Annotated in this window: 21 protein-coding genes; 8 read left to right on the forward strand and 13 right to left on the reverse strand. The window is 71.3% G+C overall.

The features are described from left to right. Positions 1-26: 26 nt before the first annotated feature. Genes ABT023_RS17010 through ABT023_RS17025 form a run of 4 tightly spaced genes read left to right on the forward strand, consistent with a single transcriptional unit; the run spans position 27 to position 5,926 of the window. Complete coding sequence (locus ABT023_RS17010) at positions 27-2,702, forward strand: LuxR C-terminal-related transcriptional regulator (protein WP_350886350.1); 2,676 nt, start codon at positions 27-29, stop codon at positions 2,700-2,702. 16 nt (positions 2,703-2,718) lie between these two features. Beyond that, a complete protein-coding gene (locus ABT023_RS17015) occupies positions 2,719-4,005 on the forward strand; it encodes a nicotinate phosphoribosyltransferase (protein WP_350886352.1) in 1,287 nt (428 codons plus the stop codon). A gap of 57 nt (positions 4,006-4,062) precedes the next feature. Then, complete coding sequence (locus ABT023_RS17020) at positions 4,063-4,644, forward strand: isochorismatase family protein (protein WP_161687566.1); 582 nt, start codon at positions 4,063-4,065, stop codon at positions 4,642-4,644. 40 nt (positions 4,645-4,684) lie between these two features. Beyond that, the gene (locus tag ABT023_RS17025; RefSeq protein WP_350886466.1) at positions 4,685-5,926 is read left to right on the forward strand and encodes an MFS transporter; all 1,242 of its coding nucleotides are present in this window, start codon (positions 4,685-4,687) and stop codon (positions 5,924-5,926) included. A 79-nt stretch (positions 5,927-6,005) separates the two neighbouring features. Here the strand turns inward: ABT023_RS17025 and ctaD are convergent, their stop codons facing one another. After that, positions 6,006-7,763: an aa3-type cytochrome oxidase subunit I gene (gene ctaD / locus ABT023_RS17030; protein WP_350886354.1), complete on the reverse strand. Its 1,758-nt coding sequence runs from the start codon at positions 7,761-7,763 to the stop codon at positions 6,006-6,008. A 139-nt stretch (positions 7,764-7,902) separates the two neighbouring features. Beyond that, positions 7,903-9,009 carry an FAD-dependent monooxygenase gene (locus ABT023_RS17035; RefSeq protein ID WP_350886467.1) on the reverse strand — a complete coding sequence of 369 codons (1,107 nt, stop codon included), beginning with the start codon at positions 9,007-9,009 and terminating at the stop codon, positions 7,903-7,905. Between the two features lie 305 nt (positions 9,010-9,314). Between ABT023_RS17035 and ABT023_RS17040 the strand changes: the two genes are divergently transcribed. Continuing rightward, positions 9,315-10,439, forward strand: coding sequence for a glycoside hydrolase family 12 protein (locus ABT023_RS17040; protein WP_350886356.1), 1,125 nt, complete (start codon positions 9,315-9,317; stop codon positions 10,437-10,439). Positions 10,440-10,558: 119 nt separating this feature from the next. On the opposite strand, the gene ABT023_RS17045 is transcribed toward ABT023_RS17040, so the two are convergent. Continuing rightward, a complete protein-coding gene (locus ABT023_RS17045; RefSeq protein ID WP_350886358.1) occupies positions 10,559-10,798 on the reverse strand; it encodes a hypothetical protein in 240 nt (79 codons plus the stop codon). Positions 10,799-10,921: 123 nt separating this feature from the next. Between ABT023_RS17045 and ABT023_RS17050 the strand changes: the two genes are divergently transcribed. The 3 genes from ABT023_RS17050 to ABT023_RS17060 all read left to right on the forward strand — a co-directional run bounded on the left by ABT023_RS17050 (position 10,922) and on the right by ABT023_RS17060 (position 14,418). After that, the gene (locus ABT023_RS17050) at positions 10,922-11,455 is read left to right on the forward strand and encodes an AAA family ATPase (RefSeq protein WP_350886359.1); all 534 of its coding nucleotides are present in this window, start codon (positions 10,922-10,924) and stop codon (positions 11,453-11,455) included. A 526-nt stretch (positions 11,456-11,981) separates the two neighbouring features. Beyond that, positions 11,982-13,991, forward strand: a complete 2,010-nt coding sequence (locus ABT023_RS17055; protein ID WP_350886469.1) for a DUF8224 domain-containing phage-derived protein — start codon at positions 11,982-11,984, stop codon at positions 13,989-13,991. A gap of 31 nt (positions 13,992-14,022) precedes the next feature. Further along, on the forward strand, positions 14,023-14,418 hold the full coding sequence (locus ABT023_RS17060) for a hypothetical protein (RefSeq protein WP_350886361.1): 396 nt from the start codon (positions 14,023-14,025) through the stop codon (positions 14,416-14,418). A gap of 318 nt (positions 14,419-14,736) precedes the next feature. Here ABT023_RS17060 and ABT023_RS17065 read toward each other — a convergent pair whose 3' ends face one another. The 10 genes from ABT023_RS17065 to ABT023_RS17110 form a co-directional block, all read right to left on the reverse strand. Further along, complete coding sequence (locus ABT023_RS17065) at positions 14,737-14,976, reverse strand: hypothetical protein (protein WP_350886363.1); 240 nt, start codon at positions 14,974-14,976, stop codon at positions 14,737-14,739. Positions 14,977-14,983: 7 nt separating this feature from the next. Continuing rightward, positions 14,984-16,180, reverse strand: a complete 1,197-nt coding sequence (locus ABT023_RS17070) for a helix-turn-helix domain-containing protein (protein ID WP_350886365.1) — start codon at positions 16,178-16,180, stop codon at positions 14,984-14,986. Between the two features lie 337 nt (positions 16,181-16,517). After that, positions 16,518-17,723 (reverse strand): helix-turn-helix domain-containing protein, encoded by a 1,206-nt coding sequence (locus tag ABT023_RS17075; RefSeq protein ID WP_350886471.1) that lies wholly within the window; start codon positions 17,721-17,723, stop codon positions 16,518-16,520. 553 nt (positions 17,724-18,276) lie between these two features. Continuing rightward, positions 18,277-19,008: a cation efflux transmembrane domain-containing protein gene (locus tag ABT023_RS17080; RefSeq protein ID WP_350886367.1), complete on the reverse strand. Its 732-nt coding sequence runs from the start codon at positions 19,006-19,008 to the stop codon at positions 18,277-18,279. After that, positions 19,008-19,337, reverse strand: coding sequence for an ArsR/SmtB family transcription factor (locus tag ABT023_RS17085; RefSeq protein ID WP_502890695.1), 330 nt, complete (start codon positions 19,335-19,337; stop codon positions 19,008-19,010). The genes ABT023_RS17080 and ABT023_RS17085 overlap by 1 nt, the downstream gene beginning before the upstream one ends. A gap of 56 nt (positions 19,338-19,393) precedes the next feature. Further along, on the reverse strand, positions 19,394-20,179 hold the full coding sequence (locus ABT023_RS17090; protein WP_350886371.1) for an aldo/keto reductase: 786 nt from the start codon (positions 20,177-20,179) through the stop codon (positions 19,394-19,396). Positions 20,180-20,399: 220 nt separating this feature from the next. Continuing rightward, a complete protein-coding gene (locus ABT023_RS17095; protein ID WP_350886373.1) occupies positions 20,400-21,782 on the reverse strand; it encodes a pectate lyase in 1,383 nt (460 codons plus the stop codon). Between the two features lie 336 nt (positions 21,783-22,118). Next, on the reverse strand, positions 22,119-23,903 hold the full coding sequence (locus tag ABT023_RS17100) for a glycoside hydrolase family 15 protein (RefSeq protein ID WP_350886374.1): 1,785 nt from the start codon (positions 23,901-23,903) through the stop codon (positions 22,119-22,121). Between the two features lie 75 nt (positions 23,904-23,978). Continuing rightward, entirely contained in the window at positions 23,979-24,371 is a 393-nt protein-coding gene (locus ABT023_RS17105; RefSeq protein WP_350886376.1) for a cupin domain-containing protein, read from the reverse strand. Between the two features lie 282 nt (positions 24,372-24,653). Next, positions 24,654-25,547 (reverse strand): sulfotransferase domain-containing protein, encoded by an 894-nt coding sequence (locus ABT023_RS17110; RefSeq protein WP_350886378.1) that lies wholly within the window; start codon positions 25,545-25,547, stop codon positions 24,654-24,656. Positions 25,548-25,614 lie beyond the last annotated feature (67 nt).

Genomic DNA, 25,614 nt, shown 5'->3' on the forward strand with positions numbered 1-25,614 from the left:
CCGGCTGCGGTCGATATGCTGCCCCGATGAGTCGGTGGGAGTTCGTCGGCCGCAGGGATGAACTCGACCGCCTGCTGACTGCGGCGACCGGCGCCGACGGGCGCGGGCTCTTCTACAGCGGGTCGGCCGGCGTCGGCAAGAGCCGGCTGCTGCGCGAGGCGCTGGCCGGGGTCCCCACCGACGGGTACGCCGTATGGACCGTCTCGGCCAGCGCCACCACGGCGGCGCTGCCGTTCGGCGGGCTGGTCCAGTTGCTCCCGGCCGAACAGCCGCAGGGGCTCTCACCGGCGGGCGTGCTGCGCTGGGCGGTGCAGCAGTTGCAGCAGCAGGCCGCCGGGCGGCACATCGTGCTGGCGGTCGACGACGCACACCTGCTCGACCCGCCGTCGGCCGCGCTCGTGCACCTGGTCGGCCGCGCGGAGAACGCCACCGTGGTCGGGACGCTGCGTGACGGCGAGCAGTTACCACTGCCGATCCGGGCACTGTGGACCGATGGTCTGGTCGATCACGTGGAGCTGCCCCCGCTGGGGCTGGCGGACACCACCGACCTGCTCGCCGCCATCCTCAAGGGTCCGGTCGACCCGTGCTCCGCCGACCGGCTGTGGCGGCTCTCCGGCGGCAACGCGTTGCTCCTGCGCGAGCTGGTCATGGCCGCCCCGCCCGGCGAGCTGACCCGCGCGTACGGGATGTGGCGGTGGACCGGCCGGCTGACGCTGGTGCCCACCCTCACCGAGCTGATCGACACCCGGATCGGGCAGCTCACCCCCGGGGTCCGGGCGGTGCTGGAGCTGGTCGCCTTCGGCGAGCCGCTCGGGCTGCACCTGCTCGGACAGGCGGTGGAGCCGGCCGACGTGGAAACCGCCGAGGAACGCGGCCTGATCGCGGTGGAGCGCAACGACCGCCGCACCGACGTTCGGCTGGCGCACCCGCTCTACGGCGAGGTGATGCGGCGGCGCTGCCCGGTCAGCCGCACCCGACGGTTGCAGGCCCGGCTGGCCGAGCTGGTGGAGGCGGTGGGCACGCGGCGCCGCGACGACCTGCTGCGGGTGGCGGTGTGGCGGCTGGACTCCGGCACCGCGCAGGACCCGGAGTTGCTGCTGGGCGCGGCCACCCAGGCGTTCGCCCGGTACGACGTGCCGCTGGCGACCCGGCTGGCCCGGGCGGCGCTGGACGCCGACGGGGGCTTCGACGCCGCAGAACTGCTGGCCACCCTCCTGATGTTCGCCGACCGGCCGGAGGAGGCGATCGTGATGCTCGACGCGGTCGCCGACGACGCGGCGGGGGCAGGGCGGTGCAGCCGGTGGCTCACCGTGCGGGGGATGGTCAGCTACTGGGGGCTCAGCCAGGAGTCCACCGTGGACGATCTCGCGGCACGCGCCGGCGAACTGCCCGACGCCACCGACCAGGCCCGGGTGAACGCCTTCGAGGCGATCATGCGGCTGCATCGGCTGGACACCGGCCCGGCGGTGCGGCTGGCCCGGGCGGTGCTGGACCGCCCGGCCGCCGGGGTGGCCGCCCGCGAGCTCGCCCGGTGCACCCTGGCGCATCTCCAGGCCGCCCAGGGACAGCTCACCCTCAGCGGCGCGGCGATCCACCAGGTGCAGGCCGAGATGTCCCGTTGGCGCGGCGACATGCCTTACCTCCAACTGGCCCTGGAGCTGGCCCGGGGGACCCGGCTGGCCCTCGCCGGCGACCTTGCCGGCATCGACGCGATCGTGGCCGACGAGTTCGCCGACCTCGCCGGCGCGGGCGACTTCCGGCTCGGCACCGGTTACCTGGCCATCCTCCAGGCGTACGCGGCGCGGCTGCGCGGCCAGAGCGGCACGGCGCTGAGGACGAGCCTCGGCGCGTGCGCGGTGCTGGCCACCAGCCGGGTGTACGCGGGCCTGGCGCACGCCGAGCGGGCCCAGGCGGCGGCGCTGCGGGGCGACGCCGCGCACGCCGTCGAGGCGATGGCCGAGGCGGACCGCACCCACGCCCCGGGGATGGCGGTGCTCTATCCCTGGCTGGAGCAGGCCCGCGGAGCGGTGCTCGCCGCCGCCGGCGACCCGGCCGGCGCCGCCGAGCACCTCGCAGCCCTGGCCGACCGGCTCCGCGACGACGGGTTCGCCGGGCACGAGGTGCTCGTCCTGCACGACCTGGTCCGGTTGGGCCAGGCGACCGCCCTGGTCGGGCCGACCTGCGGCGACGGCGGCCGGCGGACGGTGGCTCAGCGGCTGGCCGAGCTGTCCGAGCGGGTCGACGGGCCGCTGCCGTCGCTGCTGGCCCGGTGCGCCCGGGCCGCCGCCGGCAACTCGGCCGACGAGTTGCTCGCGGTGGCCGACGCCTTCGCCGGGCTGGACCTGCGGGTGTACGCCGCCGAGGCCACGGCGGCGGCGACCCGCCGGCTGCGGCGGCGCCGGTCCGGCTCGGCCTCCACCGCCCACGCGCGCCTCGGCGAACTTCTCGGCCGGTGCGACCAGGTCGACACCCCGGCGCTGCGGCTCGGGCAGCCCGCCCTCAGCGACCGGGAGTGGGAGGTCGCCCGGCTCGCCGCGCAGGGCGCGACCAGCCGCGCCATCGCCGAGCGGCTCTTCCTGTCCAGCCGGACCGTGGACAACCACCTGCAACACGTCTACAGCAAGCTCGGGGTGACCGGGCGCGCCGAGCTGCGCTCCGCGCTGCGGTCGTACCCGGGCCAGGAGGGCGAGCCTGCGCAGTGAACTCTAGGCTGGTCAGGTGAGCACCTTTCGCCCCGCGCTGCTGACCGACCACTACGAGCTGACCATGATCAGCGCCGCCTTACGGGACGGCACCGCCGACCGTCCGTGTGTCTTCGAGGTCTTCAGCCGCCGGCTGCCCACCGGGCGCCGGTACGGAGTGGTCGCCGGCACCGCCCGGCTGATCGACATGATCCGCGACTTCCGCTTCTCGGCCGACGAGGTCGACTTCCTACGCCGGACCGGGGTGGTCGACGACGCCGGCGCCGAGTGGCTGGCCGGTTACCGCTTCACCGGCGACATCGACGGGTACGCCGAGGGCGAGCTGTTCTTCCCCGGCTCCCCCATCCTCACCGTCTCCGGGGGTTTCGCCGAGTGCGTGGTGCTGGAGACGCTGGTGCTGTCGGTGCTCAACCACGACTGCGCGGTGGCCGCGGCGGCCGCCCGGATGGTGACCGCGGCCCGGGGCCGGACCCTGATCGAGATGGGCTCCCGGCGGGCCCACGAGGAGGCGGCGGTCGCCGCGGCACGGTCCGCGTACCTGGCCGGCTTCCGGTTCACCTCGAACCTGGCCGCCGGCGAGCGGTACGGCATCCCCACCGCCGGCACCGCCGCGCACGCGTTCACCCTGCTGCACGGCGACGAGCGGGCGGCGTTCGCCTCCCAGGTCGCCACCCTGGGCAAGGACACCACGCTGCTGGTCGACACGTACGACATCAGCCAGGGCATCCGCAACGCGATCGAGGTCGCCGGGCCGGAGCTGCGCGCGGTCCGGATCGACTCCGGCGACCTGACGGTGATCGCCCAGCAGTCCCGCGAGCTGCTCGACTCCCTCGGCGCCACCGAGACGAAGATCATCGTCTCGGGCGACCTCGACGAGTACGCCATCGCCACGCTCGCCGCCGAGCCGGTCGACATGTACGGCGCGGGCACGGCCGTGGTCACCGGCTCCGGGGCGCCCACCGCCGGCCTGGTCTACAAGCTGGTCGAGGTGGCGGGGCAGCCGGTGGTGAAGCGCTCGGAGCACAAGGCCACCATCGGCGGCCGGAAGGTGGCCGTCCGCCGGCACAAGCCGACCGGCACCGCGACCGAGGAGGTCGTCGTCCCGCAGGGCGTGCCGGACCGGCAGCCGCACGACCGGCTGCTCCAGCGGTCGTACGTGGCCGGCGGCGAGCCGGTCGACCTGCCGACGCTGGACGAGTCGCGGGAGCACCTGCGGCAGTGCCTGATCTCGATCCCGTGGGAGGGCCTGAAGCTCTCCGCCGGCGACCCGGCGATCCCGGTTACCGTCGTTCCCGCCGGCTGATCCGCGCCCGCCACCCCGCCACCCCGCTCACCCGCACCGCGAAGGAGCACCCCTGCCATGGCCAACGCGCTGATCATCGTCGACGTGCAGAACGACTTCTGCGAGGGTGGGTCCCTCGCGGTGGCCGGCGGTGCGGGCGTCGCCGCCGGGATCTCCCGGCTGCTCGCCGCCGAGCCCGACCGCTGGGACCACGTGGTGGCGACGAAGGACTACCACGTGGACCCGGGCGCGCACTTCGGCGACCCGCCGGACTACATCGACTCCTGGCCGGTGCACTGCGTCGTCGGCACGGCCGGCTCGGAGTTCCACCCGGAGCTGACCACCGGACCGGTCGAGGCGATCTTCCACAAGGGCGAGCGCGCGGCGGCGTACTCCGGCTTCGAGGGGCACGCCGACGACGGCGAGTGCCTGGCCGACTGGCTGCGCGCCCGGGGCGTGGACCGCGTCGACCTGGTCGGCATCGCCACCGACCACTGCGTACGGGCCACCGCGCTGGACGCCGCGCGGGAGGGGTTCGCCACCACCGTGCTGCTCGATCTGACCGCCGCCGTGGCGCCGGAGACGCTGGACGTCGCGCTGCGGGCGATGGAGGGTGCCGGGGTGGCCATGCACGGCGAGCCGGTGATCCGGGCCGCCTGAGGCGGTAAACCGCTGGCGGATGTCGTACCCGGGGGCGAGGATGTCGCCGGAGGTACGGACCGTCGTGAACATGAACCCTTACCGGCAGGTGCTCGCCCTGCCCGGTCTCCGGTCGTTGCTGCTGGTGTCGGTGCTCGCCCGCGTCCCGCTCACCGCGACCGGGGTGACCATCACCTTCCACGTGGTGTTCGACCTCGGCCGGGGGTACGGGGCGGCCGGCCTGGTCGGGGCGGCCACCACCGTGGGCGCGGCGCTGGGCGGCCCGCTGCTCGGCCGGCTGGTGGACCGGCACGGCCTGCGCCCAGTGCTCGCCCTGACCACCGTCGCCGAGGGGGTCTTCTGGTCCACCGCGCCGGCGCTGCCCTATCCGGTGCTGCTGCCGGCCGCGTTCGTCGCCGGGCTGCTCGCCCTGCCCATCTTCTCGGTGATCCGGCAGTCGATCGCGGCGCTGGTGCCGCCGCAGCGGCGGCGCCCGGCGTACGCGCTGGACTCGATGTCGATGGAGCTGTCGTTCATGGTCGGCCCGGCCCTCGCCGTGGCGCTGTCCACCGCCGTGTCCGCCCGGTTCACCCTGTACGCGGTCGGCGCCGGCGTCGTCGCCGCCGGCATCGCCCTCTGGCTGCTGAACCCGCCCACCCGCGCCACCGACGAGCCGCCCCGCGAGCACCGCCGGGTGCCCCGCCGGGAGTGGCTGACGGCCCGGTTGGTCGCCCTGTTGGTGGCCAGCCTCGCCGGCACGCTGGTGCTGGGCGGCACCGACGTCGCGGTGGTCGCCGTGCTGCGGGCCGGCGGCGAGGTCGGCTGGACGGGCGCGGTGCTCGCCGCGTGGGCGGTCGCCTCGCTGGTCGGCGGCTTCGCGTACGGCGCGGTCAGCCGGCAGGTGTCCCCGCTGGCGCTGGTGGCCGCGCTCGGCCTGTGCACCATCCCGGTCGGGCTGGGCGGCGGGCACTGGTGGCTGCTCAGCCTGGCGCTGATCCCGGCCGGCATGCTCTGCGCGCCGACCCTCGCCGCCACCGCCGACGCGGTCAGCCAACTGGTCCCGGCCGCCGTGCGCGGTGAGGCGATGGGCCTGCACGGCTCCGCGGTGACCGTGGGCATCGCGCTGGGCGCCCCGCTGTCCGGTGCGGTGATCGACGCCTCCGCGCCCTGGTGGGGGTTCGTGGTGACCGGCGCGATCGGCCTGCTGATCGCCGCCGCCGTGCTCCCCGCCGAGCTACGCCACCGCCGCGCCCCCGCCCCGGCCCCGGCCACCGCGGTTGGCGGCGAGCCGGCCCCGGCCTGAACGATCCGCCACGGGAAGAAACGACGGGCGCCGTACCCCGGTGGGGTGCGACGCCCGTCGTACTACGGTGCGGTGCGGGTCAGCGCTGGTCGAGGTTCCCGGCGGTGTCCTCCTGGTAGCTGGCGCCACCGTTGGACTCGCTGGTCAGCGGCTTCGCGCCGCCCTCGGGCGGGCCGGCCAGGCTCTGGCCGGCGGCCAGCTCCGGGAACTTCGCGTCGAACGCCGGGCGCTCGGAGCGGATCCGCGGCATCCGGTCGAAGTTGCGCAGCGGGGGCGGCGAACTGGTCGCCCACTCCAGCGAGTTGCCGTGACCCCACGGGTCGTCGACCTCGACCACCGGGCCGGTCTTGTACGACTTCCAGCAGTTCCAGAGGAACGGCAGGGTCGAGATGCCGGTGATGAACGCGCCGATCGTGGAGATCATGTTCAGCGTGGTGAAGCCGTCCTGCGGCGCGTAGTCGGCGTACCGGCGCGGCATGCCCTCGGCGCCGAGCCAGTGCTGCACCAGGAAGGTGGTGTGGAAGCCGATCATCGTCAGCCAGAAGTGAATCTTGCCCAGCCGCTCGTCGAGCATCCGGCCGAACATCTTCGGGAACCAGAAGTAGATGCCGGAGAAGACGGCGAACACGATCGTGCCGAAGAGCACGTAGTGGAAGTGCGCCACCACGAAGTACGAGTCGTGCACGTGGAAGTCGAGCGGCGGGCTGGCCAGCAGCACACCGGTCAGGCCGCCGAAGAGGAACGTCACCAGGAAGCCGATGGCGAACAGCATCGGCGTCTCGAAGGTGACCTGGCCCCGCCACATGGTGCCGATCCAGTTGAAGAACTTCATCCCGGTCGGGACGGCGATCAGGTAGCTCAGGAAGCTGAAGAACGGCAGCAGCACCTGGCCGGTGGAGAACATGTGGTGCGCCCACACGCTCATCGACAGGGCGGCGATGGCGATGGTCGCGGCGACCAGGCCCTTGTACCCGAAGATCGGCTTGCGGGAGAAGACCGGGATGACCTCGGAGATGATGCCGAAGAACGGCAACGCGATGATGTAGACCTCGGGGTGCCCGAAGAACCAGAAGAGGTGCTGCCACAGCATCGGCCCGCCGGTGGCCGGGTCGTACACGTGCGCGCCGAGCAGCCGGTCCGCGGCGAGCGCGAAGAGCGCGGCGGCCAGCAGCGGGAAGATCAGGATCGCCAGCAGGCTGGTGACCAGCATGTTCCAGGTGAAGATCGGCATCCGGAACATGGTCATGCCGGGCGCGCGCAGGGTCAGGATCGTGGTGATCAGGTTCACCGCGCCGAGGATCGTGCCCAGACCGGAGATGGCCAGGCCGACGACCCACATGTTGGCGCCGACGCCCGGCGAGTGCTCGACCGTGCTCAGCGGGGTGTACGCCGTCCAGCCGAAGTCCGCCGCGCCGCCCGGGGTGAGGAAGCCACCGGTCGCCAGCAGGCCGCCGAACAGGTAGAGCCAGTAGGCAAAGGCGTTCAGCCGCGGGAACGACACGTCCGGGGCGCCGATCTGGAGCGGCACCACGTAGTTCGCGAAGGCGAACACGACCGGCGTCGCGAAGAACAGCAGCATGATCGTGCCGTGCATCGTGAACAGCTGGTTGTACTGCTCCGGCGACAGGAACTGCATCCCGGGACGAGCCAGCTCAGCCCGCATGATCAGCGCCATCAGGCCGCCGATCATGAAGAACACGAACGCGGTGATCATGTACATGATCCCGATCTGCTTCGCGTCCGTGGTGCGCAGCAGCCGCGAGAAGGCCGACCCCTTTACCGGCTCTCGTACCGGCCAGGGCCGGGTCACGACCGGCTTGGGTGCGACGGTGGTCACCAGTGGCCTCCGGTTCTGGGTTGTGCCGCTCGGCACGCGTGATTCTCTGCGAGCCGTCATCCGTAGGGAGGATAGTCCCCAGCAGGTGGGGGTGCCGCGTGGGGTGGGCGGCTACGATGGCCGCCCCACGGGCGAACCTTCACAGCGGGTCGACCAACAACCGGTAGTGCTCGCCGAAGATCCGCCCGCCGCGCCCGCGCAGCAGCGGGTCGCGCAGCGCCGGCGACACGTCGCGGGTGCGGTTGCGGTCCCGGGTCCGGTCCCGCACCCACCGGGTACGCGGACGGCGGCGACTCTCGTACGCCGTCAGGGCCACCTCGACGGTGTCGGCCCCCTTCAGCGAGTCGGCCAGCACCACGGCGTCCTCCAGCGCCATGGCCGCCCCCTGGGACAGGGTCGGGGCGGTGGCGTGGGCGGCATCGCCGACGAGCAGCACCCGCCCCCGGGACCAGCGCCCCAGCTCAACCTCCTCGGTGATGCCGACGTGCACCCGTTCCAACGCCTCCAACACCTCCGGCACCGGCCCGCCGTACCCGCCGAACAGCTCGCGGAGCCGGGCCGGCGGGTCGGCCGGCGGCACCGTGCCCGCCTCGTCGGCGTAGCAGTGGAGCCTCCCGGCGCCCAGCGGCACGACGAGGAAGCCGGCCTGCCGGCCGAGCAGCGCGGTCCACTCGTCGACCCGGGGGCCGCCCCGGACCACGGCCCGGTAGACCACCTGGCCCGCCGGCCGGGACGGCCCGCCCAGCGCGGCCAGGGAACGCACCGCCGAGCGTGGGCCGTCCGCGCCGACCACGAGGTCGTACTCGGCGGCGGTGTTGTCGGCGAAGGTGACGCCGACGGCGGCGGGCAGCAGCTCGATCCCGCGCACCTCGGTCCCGTGCCGGACCGCGCCGCCGGCCCCGGTGAGCAGCACCCGGTACAGCTCGGACCAGGGCAGCGCCCGGCACTCGCCGACGTCGGCCCAGAGGGCGCCCAGGTCGACCTCGCACAGCGGGGCGCCGGAGGCGTCGAGGAAGCACTGCCGGTGCACGACCTGCCCGAGCGGGCGCACCGGGCCGTCGAGGTCCAGCCGGCGCAGCGCCCGCGCCGCATTGCCGGGCAGGTAGAGGCCGGTGTCGACGAGTTCCGACGGGGGCAGCTTCTCGGTGACGTCGGGCCGGAAACCCGCCATCCGCAGCGCCCGGGCCGCGGCCAGACCGGCGATGCCCGCACCGACGACGAGAATGCGCAGGGGGGAGCCACCCATCGTGGTGTACGCCTCCGGAGGGGAGTTCGGCACGCGTTGGAGGCAAGACACTACTCGGTGCGATCGGCGCACGCCAGGGTCGTTCGTCCGGGGCGGGTCACCCCTCGACAGGGCGGCGTCGACGGCCGGAGGCCCGGCCGGCCGGGCGAGCGCCAGGGGTGATTCACGCCGATGAATGCTCATCGCGGCGAGAACAGGCCGGCCCCGGTTGCGCGGAGGTTTCAGGCATGTGAATGTGTCCACAGCGAATGGGAGCGCTCCCGTCGCACCTCCGGACCCGTTCGACGCCGAAGCCTAGGAGCATCATGAAGCGTCCGATCCGCGCCCTCGCGGCCGCCGGCCTGCTCGCCGCCGGCTCGCTCGTCGCCGTCGCCCTCGGCGGCAGCGCCTCCGCCGACACCCAGATCTGCGAGCAGTACGGCTCGACGGTCATCGGCGGGAAGTACGTCGTGCAGAACAACCGCTGGGGCACCAGCGCGCAACAGTGCATCAACGTCACCGGCAGCGGGTTCGGCATCACCAGCCAGCAGGGCTCCGCCCCGACCAACGGCGCGCCGGTGTCGTACCCGTCGATCTTCGTGGGGTGCCACTACACCAACTGCTCCCCCGGCACGAACCTGCCGGTCCAGGTGAGCCAGATCAGCAGCGCGCCCAGCAGTATCAGCTACAACTACGTCGGCGGGGCCACCTACAACGCCTCGTACGACATCTGGCTGGACCCGTCGCCGAAGCGCGACGGGGTGAACCAGATGGAGATCATGATCTGGCTCAACCGGCAGGGCTCGATCCAGCCCATCGGATCGCCGGTCGGCACCGCCACAGTCGCCGGACGGACCTGGGAGGTCTGGCGGGGCAACAACGGCGGCAACAACGTCATCTCGTACCTGGCCCCGTCGGCGATCCCCTCGATGAGCTTCGACGTCCTGGACTTCATCAACGACACGCGCAACCGGGGCGCGATCACCAGCTCGTGGTACCTCACCAGCATCCAGGCCGGCTTCGAGCCGTGGCAGGGCGGCGCCGGGCTGGCGGTCAACTCGTTCTCGCAGTCGGTGAACACCGGCGGCACCCCGCCGCCGACCACTCCCCCGCCGACCACGCCCCCGGCCGGGGGCGGCTGCGCGGTGAAGTACACGCCGAACTCGTGGAACAACGGCTTCACCGCCGACGTGCAGATCACCAACACCGGCTCGTCGACGATCAACGGCTGGACGCTGGCGTACAACCTGCCGGCCGGGCAGCAGATAACCAGCTCGTGGAACGCCACCGTGACCCAGAGCGGGACGGCGGTGACCGCGCGGAACATCGGCCACAACGGCACGCTCGCCCCGGGCGGCACCGCCGGCTTCGGCTACCAGGGGACGTTGAACGGCGCGTACTCGTCGCCGACCGGCTTCACCCTCAACGGCGCGACCTGCGCCCGACTCTGACCCCGGAGGGCAGCGGGGCGTGGCCCTCGCGGCGGCCACGCCCCGTGCGTCAACCGACACCATTCCGGCTCTTCGAGGCATTGAAGGCCTACCGGCCGGTTCCACGAGTCCCTCCGAGGTCAATCGGCCTGTTGGGGGTCGTCCCGGTCGGTTGGGGTCGGCTCGGTTGCTGTATTCCGCTGCTGTACTTTCTCGGCGGCGTCGAGGACGTTGCGGGCGGCGGTCGCCACCGGGCAGTCCGGTGTCCGGCAGACGGGGCAGCGGCCGTCCGGGCCGGACCGGTGGTCGCGGAGAATCGCTCGGGCGGTGAGGACCAGTCGGTTGCGGATCTGGGCCAGGGACAGGAACGGCGCCGTCATCGCTTGCCATTCGAGGCCGACCAGCACCGGCGCTCGCGCTGCCTCCTTGCTGCCTCGCTGCCTGACGCTCGCTTACCAGTCCTGCGCAAATCGTCCGGCTGCTCACGCGCGTTAATGTGTCCCGTGATCGTATGGCTCAACGGCACCCACGGCGCGGGCAAGACGACGACCAGCTCGCTCGTGCAGCAACTGATCCCGGATTCACGGGTGTTCGACGCCGAGAAGGTCGGCGAGACGCTCATGAACATCACGCCGGGGCTGCCCGAGACTGACAACTTCCAGCACTGGCCGCCATGGCGGCAGCTCGTCGTCGAGACCGCTCGCCGCGTGCTCGACTACACCGGCGGCACTCTGGTGATACCCATGACTGTCCTGGTCGAGCAGTACTGGCGCGAAATCAGTACGGGCCTCGCCCAACACGCCATCCCGGTAAGGCACTTCGTCCTCCACGCTGATCAAGACACCCTTCGCGGGCGTATCGAGGGAGAACACCCCGTTCCGTCGCCGTTCCGTCTCAAGTACCTCAAGCCCTACGCCGAGGCGGCCCGCACGTGGCTGCATGCCGAGGCCGAGGTCGTCGACACCACGCACCTGACTCCCGCCCAAGCCGCCGTGCAGATCGTCCTCCGAGCTACCGGGGGAAGCTCAAAGGCCTAACCTCAGCTTGGGAATCGGGTTTATCCGCACGCTAAGTAGTTGCGACGGCTCGCAAGTGACTACCTAGCGCTGTCATTCGGGATGCTGGCACTCGCACAGGCTGCTGTTAACTGCTGCATCGGGCACAGCGGCACCGCGTCGCCGTCTCGGCGGTAGGGGCCGGCTGCGGGGTAAGAGACGTTGTACTCACGGAGGTAGGGACCGTTGTCGGCGGCGCCTCGCCTGAGGGCGTCTGCGGGAACAGCCAAGCGCCCAACGCAACGAGCACGCTGGCCACTGCTGACCACCCAGGCCTGCCGGTGTCCGGGGAAGGCAACCACGGCGTGAGCCGGGATCTGCTCAACGGCGCCACCGGCCAACTGGCGGAGCTACTGACCGCCGGCTCGGCACCCCACCGCCGTGTGCGAATCCGGTCGACTGACCGCCGGCCACCGGCGCCCGTCCGTGACCGTGCGGACAGCCGGAAATGCGTTTCTCCGATTGCAGGCACTTCGTAGGATCTCCGATGATCAAGGAGGATGACGCAGTGGGCGATTTCCAGCAGTTCGTGACGCATGTGACTATACGTCTGTCCGCGATGTCCAAGGGCGAGTTGTACGTCGTCGGCGACGGTCTCGACCGGGACTCACTCTGGCTCACCTTTCTCGATTCCTTCCCCGCCGGCACCAATCTCCGGTTCCGCGAGCGGTCCGAGTACGACTGCTCGACCTGCCGTGGGTTCATCAAGAACTTCGGTAACATCGTCGAGATCCACAACGGACAGGTCCGCTCCGTCTGGTCCGGGGTGTCCGCATCCGACCCGGTCTTCTCCGTCGTCGCCGCCGCAATGGACGAGTTCGTCAGCACGCTGCCGTTGTCCACCATTTTTCGGTCCACCGAGGAGCAGTACGGGACAAGGACGACTCGGACGCTGCGCGACGGCCAGGTCGAGGTGTGGCACCACCTGCACGGCCGGGTGGAGAAGCGGCATCGCATCAAAGACGTCGGCGCGGCACGGGGCGCCTTCGACGCCGCGGTGCAGGTGTTCCAGCGTGGCCTGGCCGAGCTGACCCAGCACGCTCTGGACACCGTCGTCGACCTCATCGACGACAACGCCCTCTACCGCGGCACGGAGCATCGTCGGGCGGTGACCGAGTTCCGGTCACTGCAGAACCGGTGGACGAAGGCGACCGACGAACAGGCCTTCATTTTCGCCAACGCCATGAACCCGGCTGCCCGCTTCCGCAACACGGTGATCGGCACCCTCGTCCAGGATCTCTCCGCAGGCGTCGACCTGGAGCAGGCGGTCCGGTCGTTCGAGACGAAGGTGGCACCGCAGAATTACCAGCGCCCCACGGCGTTGATCACCCCGGCCATGGTCAAGGCTGCCATGAAGACCATCGACGAGTTGGGCATCGAGGAGTCGTTGCAGCGACGGTTCGCCCGGCTGTCCGATGTGTCGGTCACCAACGTGCTATGGGTCGACAACGACACACAGTCGCGGATGAAGGACGGCATCGAAGGGCTGCTCATGCAGGCGGCCACCATGAGGTCGGCAGGTGCGCGCCTTCGTGACGCGAAGCCGGAGGAGATTTCCGTGGTCACCTTCATGAAAGACATCCTGCCCGGCGCCGCGACCATCGACCTGTGGGTGGCCAACAGCCACGAACCGCAACTCGTCAGTCTCACCACCGGCCGGCACCCGGCCGCCCCGCGGCTGTTCACCTGGGACAACGATTTCGGCTGGTCCTACAACGGCAACGTCACCGACTCGATCAAGGAGAAAGTCAAGCGGGCCGGCGGCAACGTCACCGGCAAGCTGCGGGTGAGCCTGTCCTGGTTCAACCACGACGACCTCGACCTGCACGTGTTCGAACCCAACGGCGACCACATCTGGTACAAGGACAAGCGCAACAAGCTGGACGTCGACATGAACGCGGGCGGGAAGTTCTCGCGCGAGCCGGTGGAGAACGTCACCTGGACCGACAACGTCCCCGACGGCGAGTACCGGATCGAGGTGAACCAGTTCCACAAGCGGGAGAGCACCGAGGTCGGCTTCGTGATCGAGACCGAGAGCAACGGGAAAATCGAGCATTACAGCCACGAGCGGGCGGTCGGCCACAAGGAGACCGTCGACGTGGGCCGGATGACGGTCGCCGACGAGGTGATCACCGCTTTCCGGCCGGGTAAGGGCATGCAGCAAGGCAGCGCAGGCAAGGACCTCTGGGGAATCACCACCGAACAGTTCGTGCCGGTGTCCACCATCATGTACTCGCCGAACTACTTCGACGACGGCGAGGTCGGCAACCGCCACTACTTCTTCATCCTGAAAGGGTGCGTAAACGACCAGCCGACCCGGGGAATCTACAACGAGTTCCTCCGCGGCGACCTGCAACCGCACCGCAAGGTGTTCGAGGTTCTCGGCGATCGCACCAAGTGCGAGCCGTCCCCGGATCAGCTGTCCGGCCTCGGCTTCAGCTCCACGGTCCGCAGCTCTGTGGTCGCCAAGGTGACCATGACCGGCGGCGGGCGCCACCTCATCAGTATCCAGTTCTGATTTCCTACCCAGAAATCGGAGAGAGGCCATCGTGACCATCTTTGAAAAGGCCACGCGGGAGAAATTCCGCTACCCGTCGACCAAGGGACTGCTGACCACGGAACAGTTGTGGGAGCTTCCGCTGACCGCCAAGTCCGGCTTCAGCCTCGATGACGTGGCCAAGGCGGTCAACGCCGAACTCAAGGCCATCGACACCGAGTCGTTCGTGGCCACCGAGACCAATCCGGCCAAGGCGACCTTGGAGACCAAGTTGGAGGTCGTCAAGCACGTCATCGCCATCCGCCTCTCGGAGGACCAGGCGGCGAAGGCAGCGGCAGCCAAGAAGCTGGAGAAGGAAAAGCTGCTGGCAGTCCTGGGCCGCAAGCAGGACGCGGTCCTGGAAAACCTGACCGAGGCAGAGCTGCTGGCCCGAATCAACAACCTGTAGCCCGCCTACAATCAGCGTCTGCCAGCAGGCCCGCACATCGCCGAGAGGTACGGGTCGCCATGCAAGACTTGCGCGACCAGGCCGGCGCCCAACGGCCACTTCTCGACGAACTCACATCGGTACGACAGCGGGCGCGACGCCCTCTCATCGGCATGACAGAACGTTTGGCCAGAGGCTAACCTGCCGCCCAGGACGCAAAAGAGGGCACATCCGTCGATTGGATGTGCCCTCTGACCTGGTGGGCGATGCTGCTATCGAACCGGTGACCCCTTCGGTGTGAACTGTCGGCGAGCCGGTCGGATCGGGTGTCTTCCGGGGTCATTCGGCCTGTTGGGGGTCGTCCCGGTCGGTTGGGGTCGGCTCGGTTGCTGTATTCCGCTGCTGTACTTTCTCGGCGGCGTCGAGGACGTTGCGGGCGGCGGTGGCCACCGGGCAGTCCGGTGTCCGGCAGACGGGGCAGCGGCCGTCCGGGCCGGACCGGTGGTCGCGGAGAATCGCTCGGGCGGTGAGGACCAGTCGGTTGCGGATCTGGGTCAGGGACAGGAACGGCGCGGTCATGTTCAGGTCACGCCGAGGGTGGCGGCGAGTTGGATGATCGTGGCCGGAGCATGGGGTCGCGGGCCACCTGGGCGAGGACCTCCCGGCCGGCGGGGCGTTGGCGTACCTCGGCCGGTGCGGTGCGGTCGGCGTCGATCAGCGTCCGGCCCGCGCTGATCGGGTCGTCCGTTTGGAGGTAGGCGCGGGCGGCGTCGATCAGGTGGGCGGCGCGGTGTTCGGCGGGTAGCCATCGCCAGGTGTCTTGTGTGGTGGTCTTCTCGTGCCAGGCGACCGCGTCGTGTGCGTTCCCGAGTTCGAGGGCTGCGGCGGCACGGGCCAGGTCGACCGCTGTCGGTCCGAACGCGGTGCGGTGGTGGTCGTGTCCGTCGCCTACCCGGGCCGCCATGCCGGCGGCCTCGTCGATCAGGTCGGCGGTGGCCTGGTCGTCGCCGTGTCGGGCCGCAGCCAGGGCGGCCTGCACGAGCAGCGTCCCGCACAGCGACAGCTCCGGTGGTGTTCCGTCGTCCGGGTCGGGCGGGGCGATCCGGTACGCGGCAGCCAGTGTCGCCGACATCGCAGCCCGCGCCCGCCCCGTCGCGCGGAGCACCTGGCCGAGTTGCACGGTGGCGGCGGCCACCACCATGGGGTCGCCGGTGGCGGTGGCCATGGCCCGATCGGCGGCCAGCCAGCCCAAATCGGCCTCGCCGAGCTTCACCAGCAGCGACGCGGTCACCCGGTACGCCTCCACCAGCAGTGGGCGGCCCCACCCGGGATCGTCGGCGTGGACGCGCTGCGCGCCGGCCAGCAGGTCCAACACCAGGGCGATCACCTGCGGGTACCGGGCGTGCTCGAACATGATCCACGCGTGTTCGACCTGCCGGGCCAACCGGTCCGCCGGCAGCAGGACGCGGCGGACCGCCGGCCGGCACAGGGCGATCTCGTACGCCGACAAGACCTCACCAACCCGCTCGACACCCTCGACCCGCTCGGCCACCGCAGCGGGTTGCGCATCCCGGCCGAGCAGCACGACGGTGTCAATGCGCAGGACGGCGGCGACGTCCTGGAGGGTGGACACCTTGTCGAGGGACCGGACGCCACGCTCGACCTTGTCGACCCAGCTCTTCGACTTACCGAGCCGGTCGGCGAACACCTGCTGCGACAACTTCCGCCGCCCCCGCCAGTACGCCACCCGCCGACCGACCGGCAACAGCTCAAGGGTGTTCACGCCGCCACCGCCGGTCCGGCACCGCCCGGGTCGTCTCCTCCACCGGTATCCGATCCGCCTCGGCTTGTGCGAGCAGTCTTCGTCTCGCCGCTTCCCGTTCCGCTGCCTGGATCTGCTCGCCTCTGCCCTCGACCGGACCGGTGTCACTCATCCCCACCTCCGCTGGTAGGGGCGCGGCGGCGTGCTCTTGGAAGGACCGACACCGCCGCGCCCGGCTCCGAGCGGGTTGCGGCCATCTGGTGTGTTCGCGCCGATCCCGCCCTCGAACACAGCATTGAGCGATCGAGCGGTTACCCAAAGGTGTTGAGTGTCCGCTGGCCGGGTCGGCTGTCCTCTGTCAGCCGACGGGCCGGTACGCCTGGTACACCTCGCGCAGCGCCGACGCCTCTGCCGTGCCGGTCTGCTCGACCCGCCGGAGCACCTCGCGCGCCCGCCACCAGTTCGACGGCGCCACTCGCCCGGAACGGATCGCCTCGGCGGCGACCGCGCCGGCCTCGTCTGGCTGGCTGGCGGCCACCAACGCCAGGGCCAGGTCCAGGCGGGCAGATGCGGACCGCCGTGGCCGGTCGCCCCCGTCACCGCGCGGGTCCAACTCCGCCAACGCCACCCGGGCCACCTGCTCGGCAGCCGGGTCACCCGCCCACGACAGCGTCGTCGCCGTGTATGCCAGCGCCTTCGTCGGGTCGTACCGGTAATGGTGCTCGGCCCGCTCCGGCACGGGCAGGTTCGCGGTCAACCGTTCCAGGCGGTCCAGCGCGTCACGAGTTCGCCGCACGTCACCCACGCGCGCCCACCCCCGCGCCTCCTGGGCCGTCGCCTGGATGTGCGCCGAGCTTCCCCGAGGTGCCACCCGCTGGGCCTGCTGAGACAGGTCGATCGCCTGTCGATGCTCACCCTGGGTGAGTCGGTCCCACGCCTGGGTCTCCAGGCACCACGCCTGGATCTCCGCATGCTCGGCATGTTCGGCAAGCGTGGCAGCGGCGACCAGGTGCGCCCCGGCTGCGGAACGCTGCTGAAGGTCGATGTGCACCGTCGCACGCAGCACGGTCAACCAGCCGCCGGCCACGATCAGACGCCGCCGCTGCGCCAGAGTCCCCCGACCGTCGAGCAGCCGGCCCACATACGCCAGGTGCTTCCGCACCATCGGAAGCAGGTCCACCGGCCGGGTGGTCGCGTACGCGCTGGCCAGGTCGTCGACGCTCGCCTCGATCCGGGTGAGCGTCTCGGCGCTCACATCGCTGACACGCACCCGAGCAAGCAGATCGTCGGCCTCAGCGTCATGGTCGACAGGCTGACCAACGAGCCGCGCGAGCGCACCGCCGGCCTGAAGAACCTCATCAAGATGCCCGGCCGTCTCGGGCGTCGGAGCCTTGGCACCCGTCTCCAGATCATGCAGGTGACTCTTCCCCCGATGCGCGAGCTGCCCGAGCACCCGCAGAGACAGACCCCGGCCGGCACGCAGAGCCCGCAACTGAGCCCCGAAACGCGGATCGACGTGCGACACAACGACGCTCCCAGCACAGGAAGGAGGAACCCGCCCCAGCTCTCGTCAACAGACAACAACCACCGACGGTACATCGGGGACGACAGAACGTGACGGCCGCCACTGCCTGCCGGACCTAGCAGAGAACATCCTCCGGCGAGGACTGGAACCCCGCCAGGGGGAGCCGGGCACATGTTGTCGGCCTGTGCCGGTTGGTGCCGAGCAGTGCTGCTGCGCACCTGGCACCAAGCGTCCTATGCTGAGTCGCACCGGGCCGGTTCGAGGCGTTTGCTGCCTGGTCGCTGCATCCGGCCTCCCGGTCGTGGCTCTAGTTCTGGACCTATGGATTGCCGGCGGCCGGTACCCGAGGGCTCGGTATTCAGGCCGCGATCCTCGGGCGGCGCGCCTCCTGGCGACTGTCGACCCCGCCACGGGTTCGCCCGCTGACGAGGACCAGCTACCGCCGTCCTTCCCCGTCTGGGTCGCGCCGATTGGTTGAAGGAGCGCCAACGTCTGCCTTCACTTTGCCCCGAGACCCCTTGACCCCCAGGCAACCAGCCGAACGAAATGACGCCCTCTGCTGTAGTCGACGAGGGCATCCAAGTACCGGTCGTCATCGAGCGTCACCGCAGCAGGAGCAGCCGGGCTTACAGGCGCAAGCGGCGGCGTTCTGGGGCTGGACGGTGAGTGGGTGGTCGGCGCTGACAGGCACCGCGCAGCAGGCGTCGCCGCGCCATGCCTCTCGCCCTTCTTTGATCGCAACCCCGGCGATGACCAGCGCGGCCAGCGGATCGGCCCAAGACCAGCCGAACAGGCTGTTGAGCCCCAGGCCGACAAGCAGCACGGCCGACAGGTAGGTGCAGAGCAGGGTCTGCTTTGAGTCTGCTACCGCCGACCGGGAACCCAGCTCACGCCCTGCCCGTCGCTGCGCGGCAGAGAGCACCGGCATGATGAGCAGCGACAGGGCGGCCAGGACCAGACCGACGGTGGAGTGCTCGGCCTGTCCATCGCTGGCGAGTGCGCGCACCGACTCGACGGTGACATAGGCGGCCAGCGCGAAGAACGACACCGCGATGACGCGCAGTGCCACCTTCTCCCGCGCCTCTGGGTCACGGCCGGCGAACTGCCACGCCACCGCCGCCGCCGAGGACACCTCGATGACCGAATCAAGACCGAAGCCGATCAGCGCGGTGGATGACGCCGCCGCACCGGCAGTGATCGCTACTACCGCCTCGATCACGTTGTAGGTGATCGTCGCGGCCACGAGCAGCCGTACTCGTCGAGCGAGCACAGCGCGCCGCGCCGCGAGGGTGCCTTGGTCGACTTGGAGCAACGGGGAGGCCATCAACAGCAGTCCTTCTCGTCCGCGTCTGCGCAGGCGGCGGGATCGACGGCCAGGACCAGGCCCAGCAGGTCACCCAACGCGTGAACCAACCGGGCGTCGGCCAGTTCGTAGCGGCTGCGCCGCCCCTCGGGCACGGCCACCACAAGGCCGCAACCCCGCAGGCACGCCAGGTGGTTCGACAAGTTCTGCCGCGTTGTGCCCACCAACTCCGCCAACTCGGCCGGGTACCCCGGGCTTTCCCGCAGCGCCAGCAGCAACCGGGCGCGGATCGGATCGGACAGGGCATGACCGAACCGAGCCAGCACCTGCCCATACGTCAACGTATCCACGTCCGCGACCATACATCAGGCGATGTATTCAGCGAAACGTGTACCAACCTGCCACCTCAGGTGCCGAGGGCGTCGATGTCGCGCATCTCCTCGGCGGTCAGTGAGAAGCCCCAGATGTCGGCGTTGGCCCTGATCCGCTCAGGGGTGACCGACTTCGGGATCACCACGATCTCGTGGTCGATGTGCCAGCGCAGCACCACCTGGGCCGGCGACACGCCGTGCGCGGCGGCGATCCGGGTCAGCACCGGGTCCGCCAGGTCGCTGGACTTGAACGGGCTGTACCCCTCCAGCACCACGCCCCGGTCCCGGTGCTCCAGGTGCCGCTGCCGGTCGTACAGCGACGGGCTCCACCGGATCTGGTTGACCGCCGGGTTCTCCTCGGTGGCCTGGATCAGCTCGTCGATCTGCGCGGTGCCGTAGTTGCTCACCCCGACCGCCCGGGTCAGGTTCTCGTCCCGGGCCGCGAGCAACTCCCGCCAGACCGGGATGCTGTCGGCCGGTGAGGACGGCGGCCAGTGGATCAGCCAGAGGTCGACGTGGTCGGTGCCGAGCGCGCGGAGACTGGCCTCGATCGTCTCCCGCTCCCGTCCCACCCGCTCCGGCGGCAGCTTGGTGGTGATGAAGATGTCCTCCCGGCGCAGCCCGCTCTCCCGGACCGCCCGCCCCACCTCCTCCTCGTTGCCGTACATGGTGGCGGTGTCGAGGTGCCGGTAACCGGCGTCGAGGGCGGCGAGCACGGCGTCGTACCCGGCCTGGCCCGTGGCCTGCCAGGTGCCGAAGCCGAGCAGCGGCATCCGCACGTCGCCGGGGAGCAGGACGTTGGGCTGGTCGAGGCTGTCCATGGCGGCTGTTCTACCCACGATCCCACCGACCATGCCAGCCCGGGGGGAACGGCCCGGCGCCCTCAGGGGAGCGGCGTCCCGGGGCGGGCGGCGGTGCCGGTGGTGGCCTGACCGACCACGACGGGCCCATCGGCGGACGGGTGCGGGAGGCCCTGCGGACGCGGACGGTCCGCAGGGCCTCGGCGGCCCGACCCACCCCCGGGGTCGAGCCGCCGCTCCCCTACCTCCAGGCGATGTCGGACTCGGAGTAGAAGCAGTTCACGCCGTCGGCGCCCTCGCCGATCTCGGTCGGCTCGCTGCCCTTCGGTACGCCCTTCCACTTCTGGCAGATCTTGGTGCTGTGGCTGGGATCGTTGAGGATGGTGATCCGGCTGAAGCGGGCGGTGTCGCCCCAGTTGGTGTTGATGCCGGCCAGCACCTTCGTGGAGGTGGCGGTGATGTTGTCCAGCACCACGTGCCGCTGGTACGAGGTCGAGCAGTTGCCGCAGGCCCGGTAGAGCTTGCCGGAGTTCTCCACCCGGAAGTTCCTGATGTGGACGGTGCCCGCGCCGTTGTGCTGGAACACCTTGTCGGTGCCGGACCGTGCGCCGCCGCCGTCGACCGTGTACGTGGTTCCGCCGCGGAAGGTGGCGGCGTCCTCGCCCACGTCCTCCCACCAGACGTTGATCAGGGTGCAGTTGCCCTCGCAGTGCACGCCGTCACCGGCCGGCGCCCCGATGATCACGTTCTTCAGGGTGGCCCCGGCGGCCAGCTCGAACATCGGGTCCTGGCTCTCGGACTGGCCGCCGTCGCCGATGCCGTAGTAGCGCTTCATGCCGCCGTCGAGGGTGCCGGAGACCGGGATGGTCGCGTCGACCTTCTGGCTGCTGGTGGGCGTCGGCCAGCTCGCCGGCGGGGTGGTCGGCGGGGGCGTCGTCGGCGGGGCGCTGGTCGGCGGGGCGGTCGTCGACGGTGGGGTGGTCGGCGTGCCGCCGCCGCCCGAGCCGACCGTCACGTCGTCGAAGCTGCCGCCGGCGTACGCGGTGACCAGGCCGACTCGGCCGGACGCGGCCAGGCTGTTGCTGCCGGAGGCGATCTGCGTGCCGTTGACGAAGCCGCGGATGGTGCTGCCGCTGGTCTCGATCCGCAGCGTGTACCAGTTCCCGGCGCTGACCCGGAGCGAGGCCGAGCCGATCGCGGTGATCTGGCTGCCGTTGACCGCCTGGAGTTCGGCCCGGCCGGAGCCGAGCAGCGCCAGCCGGTACATCTTGGTGCTGCTGGTGGAGCGGGCGGCGAGGCCGACCAGCCCGGTGGAGGAGCCGAAGCCGGTGGGCTTCACCCGGGCCTGCACCTGGTAGTCGGTCCAGTCGGTCTGGCCGGCGAACTGCCGGGCCAGCTCGCTGCTGGTGCTGGCCTGGTTGAACACCCCGGAACCGTCGGTGAGCACCGACCAGGTGCCGCCTGACTTGGACCAGCCGGAGGCGTCGCCGTCGTTGAAGTTGTCGGAGAAGACACCGGCCGCGAAGGCGGAGGAGCCCATGCCGGCGGCGAGGGTGGCCGCGGTCGCCCCTGCCCCCACCGCCCACAGCAGCGGGTGCCGGTTTCTGGCGCGTCTGATCTGCACTTCTGTCCTCCTTGCAGGATGGTGGCGGCTCTCGGAAGTGGTTGCGGCCACGACGAGGCGCGTCGTGGCGCGCTCGGGACGGTCGGTCCACGCCCGAGGACCGTGCGCCCTGGCGGAGTGCCCGTCACCGCGCAGGGGAAGGTGGGTTCACCACCTCGGGGAAAGGGCTTTCCCACGTCTGAGGCTATGACCGGCCACACAGCATCGTCAATGCCTGGCGGTTGCAGACCTGTTGCAGCCTGCGACGGCGGGAACGGGCCCGATTCGACACCACCGCCGGCCTACGGGACCCCGGTCGCCACCGTCGCGGCGCACGGCCGGGTCGGGCACCGGGGCTCAGGCCGCTGCCGGGTCGGTGAGCCGCCAGGCGGCGTTGATCAGCCCGATGTGGGACAGCGCCTGCGGGAAGTTGCCCAGCTGGGCCCCCGTGCGCGGGTCGATCTGTTCGGCGAACAGCCCCACGTCGTTGGCGTGCCCGAGGATCCGCTCGAACAGCCGCCGGGCCCGCTCCGGCTCACCGGCCATCACCAGGCACTCCACCAGCCAGAACGAGCAGAGCAGGAAGCCGGCCGGGTCGGTGTTCCAGCGCCGCACCAGCCCGTCGTCGGTGCCCAGTTCACGTTCGACCACCGCGATGGTGGCGCGCATCCGCGGGTCGGACGCCTCCAGGAAGTGCACCACCGGCAGGAAGAGGGCCGAGGCGTCCAGCTCCGTCGAGCCGAAGGCCCCGGTGTACGCGCCGACCCGGTCGTTCCAGCCCTCGCGGAGCACGGTCGCGCGGATCTCGTCCCTGATCGCCGCCCAGCGACGGGGGTCGGCGCGGTCGCCGAGCCGCGGGGCCAACACGACCGCCCGGTCCAGCGCCGTCCAGCAGAGCACCTTGGACGACAGGTAGTGCCGGTCGGTGTCCCGGGTCTCCCACATCCCCCGGTCGGGCAGCCGCCAGGTCGCGGCGACCTGCTCGGCGAGCCCCACCACCATCTCCCGCAGCTCTTCCGCGAACGGCTCGCCGAGTTGCTCGTGCAGCCGCCAGACCGCCGAGATGACCTCGCCCGGCACGTCGAGCTGGCGCTGCCGCCACGCGTCGTTGCCGATCCGGACCGGCCGGCTGTCGGCGTACCCGCGCAGGTGGGTGCAGTCGTGCTCGGAGAGGTCCCGCTCCCCCTCCAGCCCGAACAACACGGGCACCGGCGACCCGCCGACCCGGCCGATCGAGCGGGCCGCCCAGGCGAAGAGCCGGGAGGCCTCGGTCGGGCAGGCGGCGACCCAGAGGGCGCGCATGGTCATCGAGAAGTCGCGCAGCCAGGAGAAGCGGTAGTCGTAGTTGCGGTCGCCGCCGATCCGCTCCGGCAAGGACGTGGTCAGGGCCGCGGCGACCGCGCCGCTGCGGGCGTACGTCAGCCCGGTGAGCACGGTCGCGCCGTGCCGCACCTGCGGGGCGTACGCGCCGTCGTAGCGGTGCGTCTCCCGGAAACCCTCCCAGGCCCGCACCGTCTCGGCGAGCGCGACGACCGGGTCCAGCCGGGCCGGCCGGTCGCGGTACGCCGGCGCGTACGCCAGGTCGAAGCCGACGCGCTGCCCGGCGGCGACCTCGAACTCCTGCCGGACCCGGTCCTGGTCGGCGCGCAGGGCCGGTCCGGTGCCGCGCAGCACCAGCTTGACCGGCCCGGCGGCGGCCAGCACACCGCCGTCGTCCTGCTCGTGCAGGTACGGGGTGAGCAGGCCGTACTCGGGGCGCGGAACGAACTCCAGGCCCATCCGGACCCGACCGGTGAGCCCTTCGACCACCCGCAGCAGCACGGCCGGGGAGTCCATCCCCACCTCGTGGCCGCGCGCGCCGATCTGGGCGGAGAGGGCGTCGGTGACCGCGACGCTGCCGGAGGACGTGTGGTGGACCGTGCGCAGCACCAGCGTGTCCGGCCGGTACGCCCGCTCCACCCGGGCCGGCTCAAGCGGCGCGAGCCGCCAGTGCCCGCCCCGTGGGTCCAGCAGCCGGCCGAAGACCGAGGCGCCGTCGAACCGGTCCGGGCACCACCAGTCGACCGAGCCGTCCCGGCCGACCAGCGCGCCGGAGCGGCAGTCGGAGAGAAACCCGTAGTCGGAGATCGGCGGCTGGTCCACCCGCGCCGGGTACCCGCGCCCGCCCGGATCAGGCCGGCGAGGGCGCGGGGGCCCTCGCCGGCCGGGCCGGACCGGTCAGGAGGTCGGCGGCTCGTCCTTGCCGGCCGCCTCCGCCGCGTCGGCCTCCTCCTTGGTCCGGTGCACGGCCTGGTCGGCGTGCTCGGGCGGGCCGTAGACGGTGTAGAGGACCAGCGGGTTGGGGCCCGTGTTGACGAAGTTGTGCTTCGTCCCGGCCGGCACGACCACCAGGTCGCCCTGGGCGACCTCCTTCTTCTCCCCGGCCACCCGGGCCTCGCCGGTGCCGCTGACGAAGGTGAGGATCTGGTCGGTGTCCTCGTGGACCTCCTCGCCGATCTCGCCGCCCGGCGGGATGGTCATGATCACCAACTGGGTGTGCTCACCGGTCCACAGCACCCGCCGGAAATCTGGGCTCTTCTCGGCGACGGTCGCGATCGTGAAATGCTCCATGACGGGCACATACCCGGTGACGGCCCCCGTCACGCCGGGAACGACAGATGATGGAAATCCCCACAGATCCGGGGTTTGGGCCCGCCCTGGCCGGGCATCGAGAGCATCAGCCGGCGCAACCGGGCCGGTCGAGCCAGGTCCCCGCCGGCGTACCGCCGTACGGCTGCGGTGGTGGGAGACGGCCGGAGCGCGGCGACGTTACGACCCCCGGGTCGCGGCGGCGCCGTGCGCCCGTGTCCGGGCCCGACACCGACCGGTCCCCGGGGCCGTCGCCGGGGCTGGTCAGCCGTCGCGGTGCAGCCAGGCGAGCAGGTCCGGCGGGGCGAGGGCGGCGGTCCGGGCCCGGTACCGGGCCAGCGTCGCCGCGTCGAGCAGTTCACGGCCCTGCCCGGAGCGACCGCGCCGGAAGAAGGCCGACCGGTCCTTCAGCACGCCCGCCGGGTCGGGGACGAGCCGGTCGGCCCGCTGGCGCATCCGGTCGAAGGTGGCGGCCTCGACCAGCTCCGGCCAGCGCGGCGCGGGCACCTCGATGCCGAACCGGCCGGCCAGCGCGCGCATCTGCCCGTCCAGGTCGGCCACCAGGTCGTCGTAGTGCACCAGAGTCACGTTGGGGCGGTCCCGGCGGGCCCAGGCATCACCGAGATGCCACATCACCCCCTGGAGGGAGTCCATTTCTTCGCGCGGGTCGGCCTCCCGGTCCACCCAACTCCCCAGCGCCTCCACCAACGGGGTGCGCGGGGCAGGCGGTCCCTGCGGCGCCGGCTCGCCGGTCAACTCGGCCAAGCGCTCCCGGTCGAGGTTGCCGCTCTGGTGCCAGAGGGAGACCGCCATGTCCAGCGGGTGCCGGGCCACCACGACGTAGTGCGCCCGGTCGTCCAGCGGGATCCCGTCGAGCGGGGTGTGGGTCTTGACGAACCGGCGGTGCGGCTGGGCGGCGAGCCGGGCGTACACCTCGTCGCGGGGCTCGATCAGCCAGTCCAGCCAGGGTGACAGCTCCGGCAGTGGAGCCGGCAGGTCGGGTGTGCCGAACACCAGCAGGGCGCAGATCATCTGCATCCAGGTGGTGCCGTTCTTGGACCGGGTGCTGATGACGATGTCGCCGTCGCGGAAGGGGAAACCGCGCCACCGGGCGCTGTCCTCGTCCGACGAGCGGTAGCGAATGGGGGTGCCGGGCACCCGAGCATGGTAGCGACCGGCACGACCGCGCACCCGCATTTACCGGAAGCCCTGTGACGGGCGCCGA

Source organism: Micromonospora sp. NPDC002296, assembly GCF_040296145.1.
Taxonomy (GTDB): domain Bacteria; phylum Actinomycetota; class Actinomycetes; order Mycobacteriales; family Micromonosporaceae; genus Micromonospora.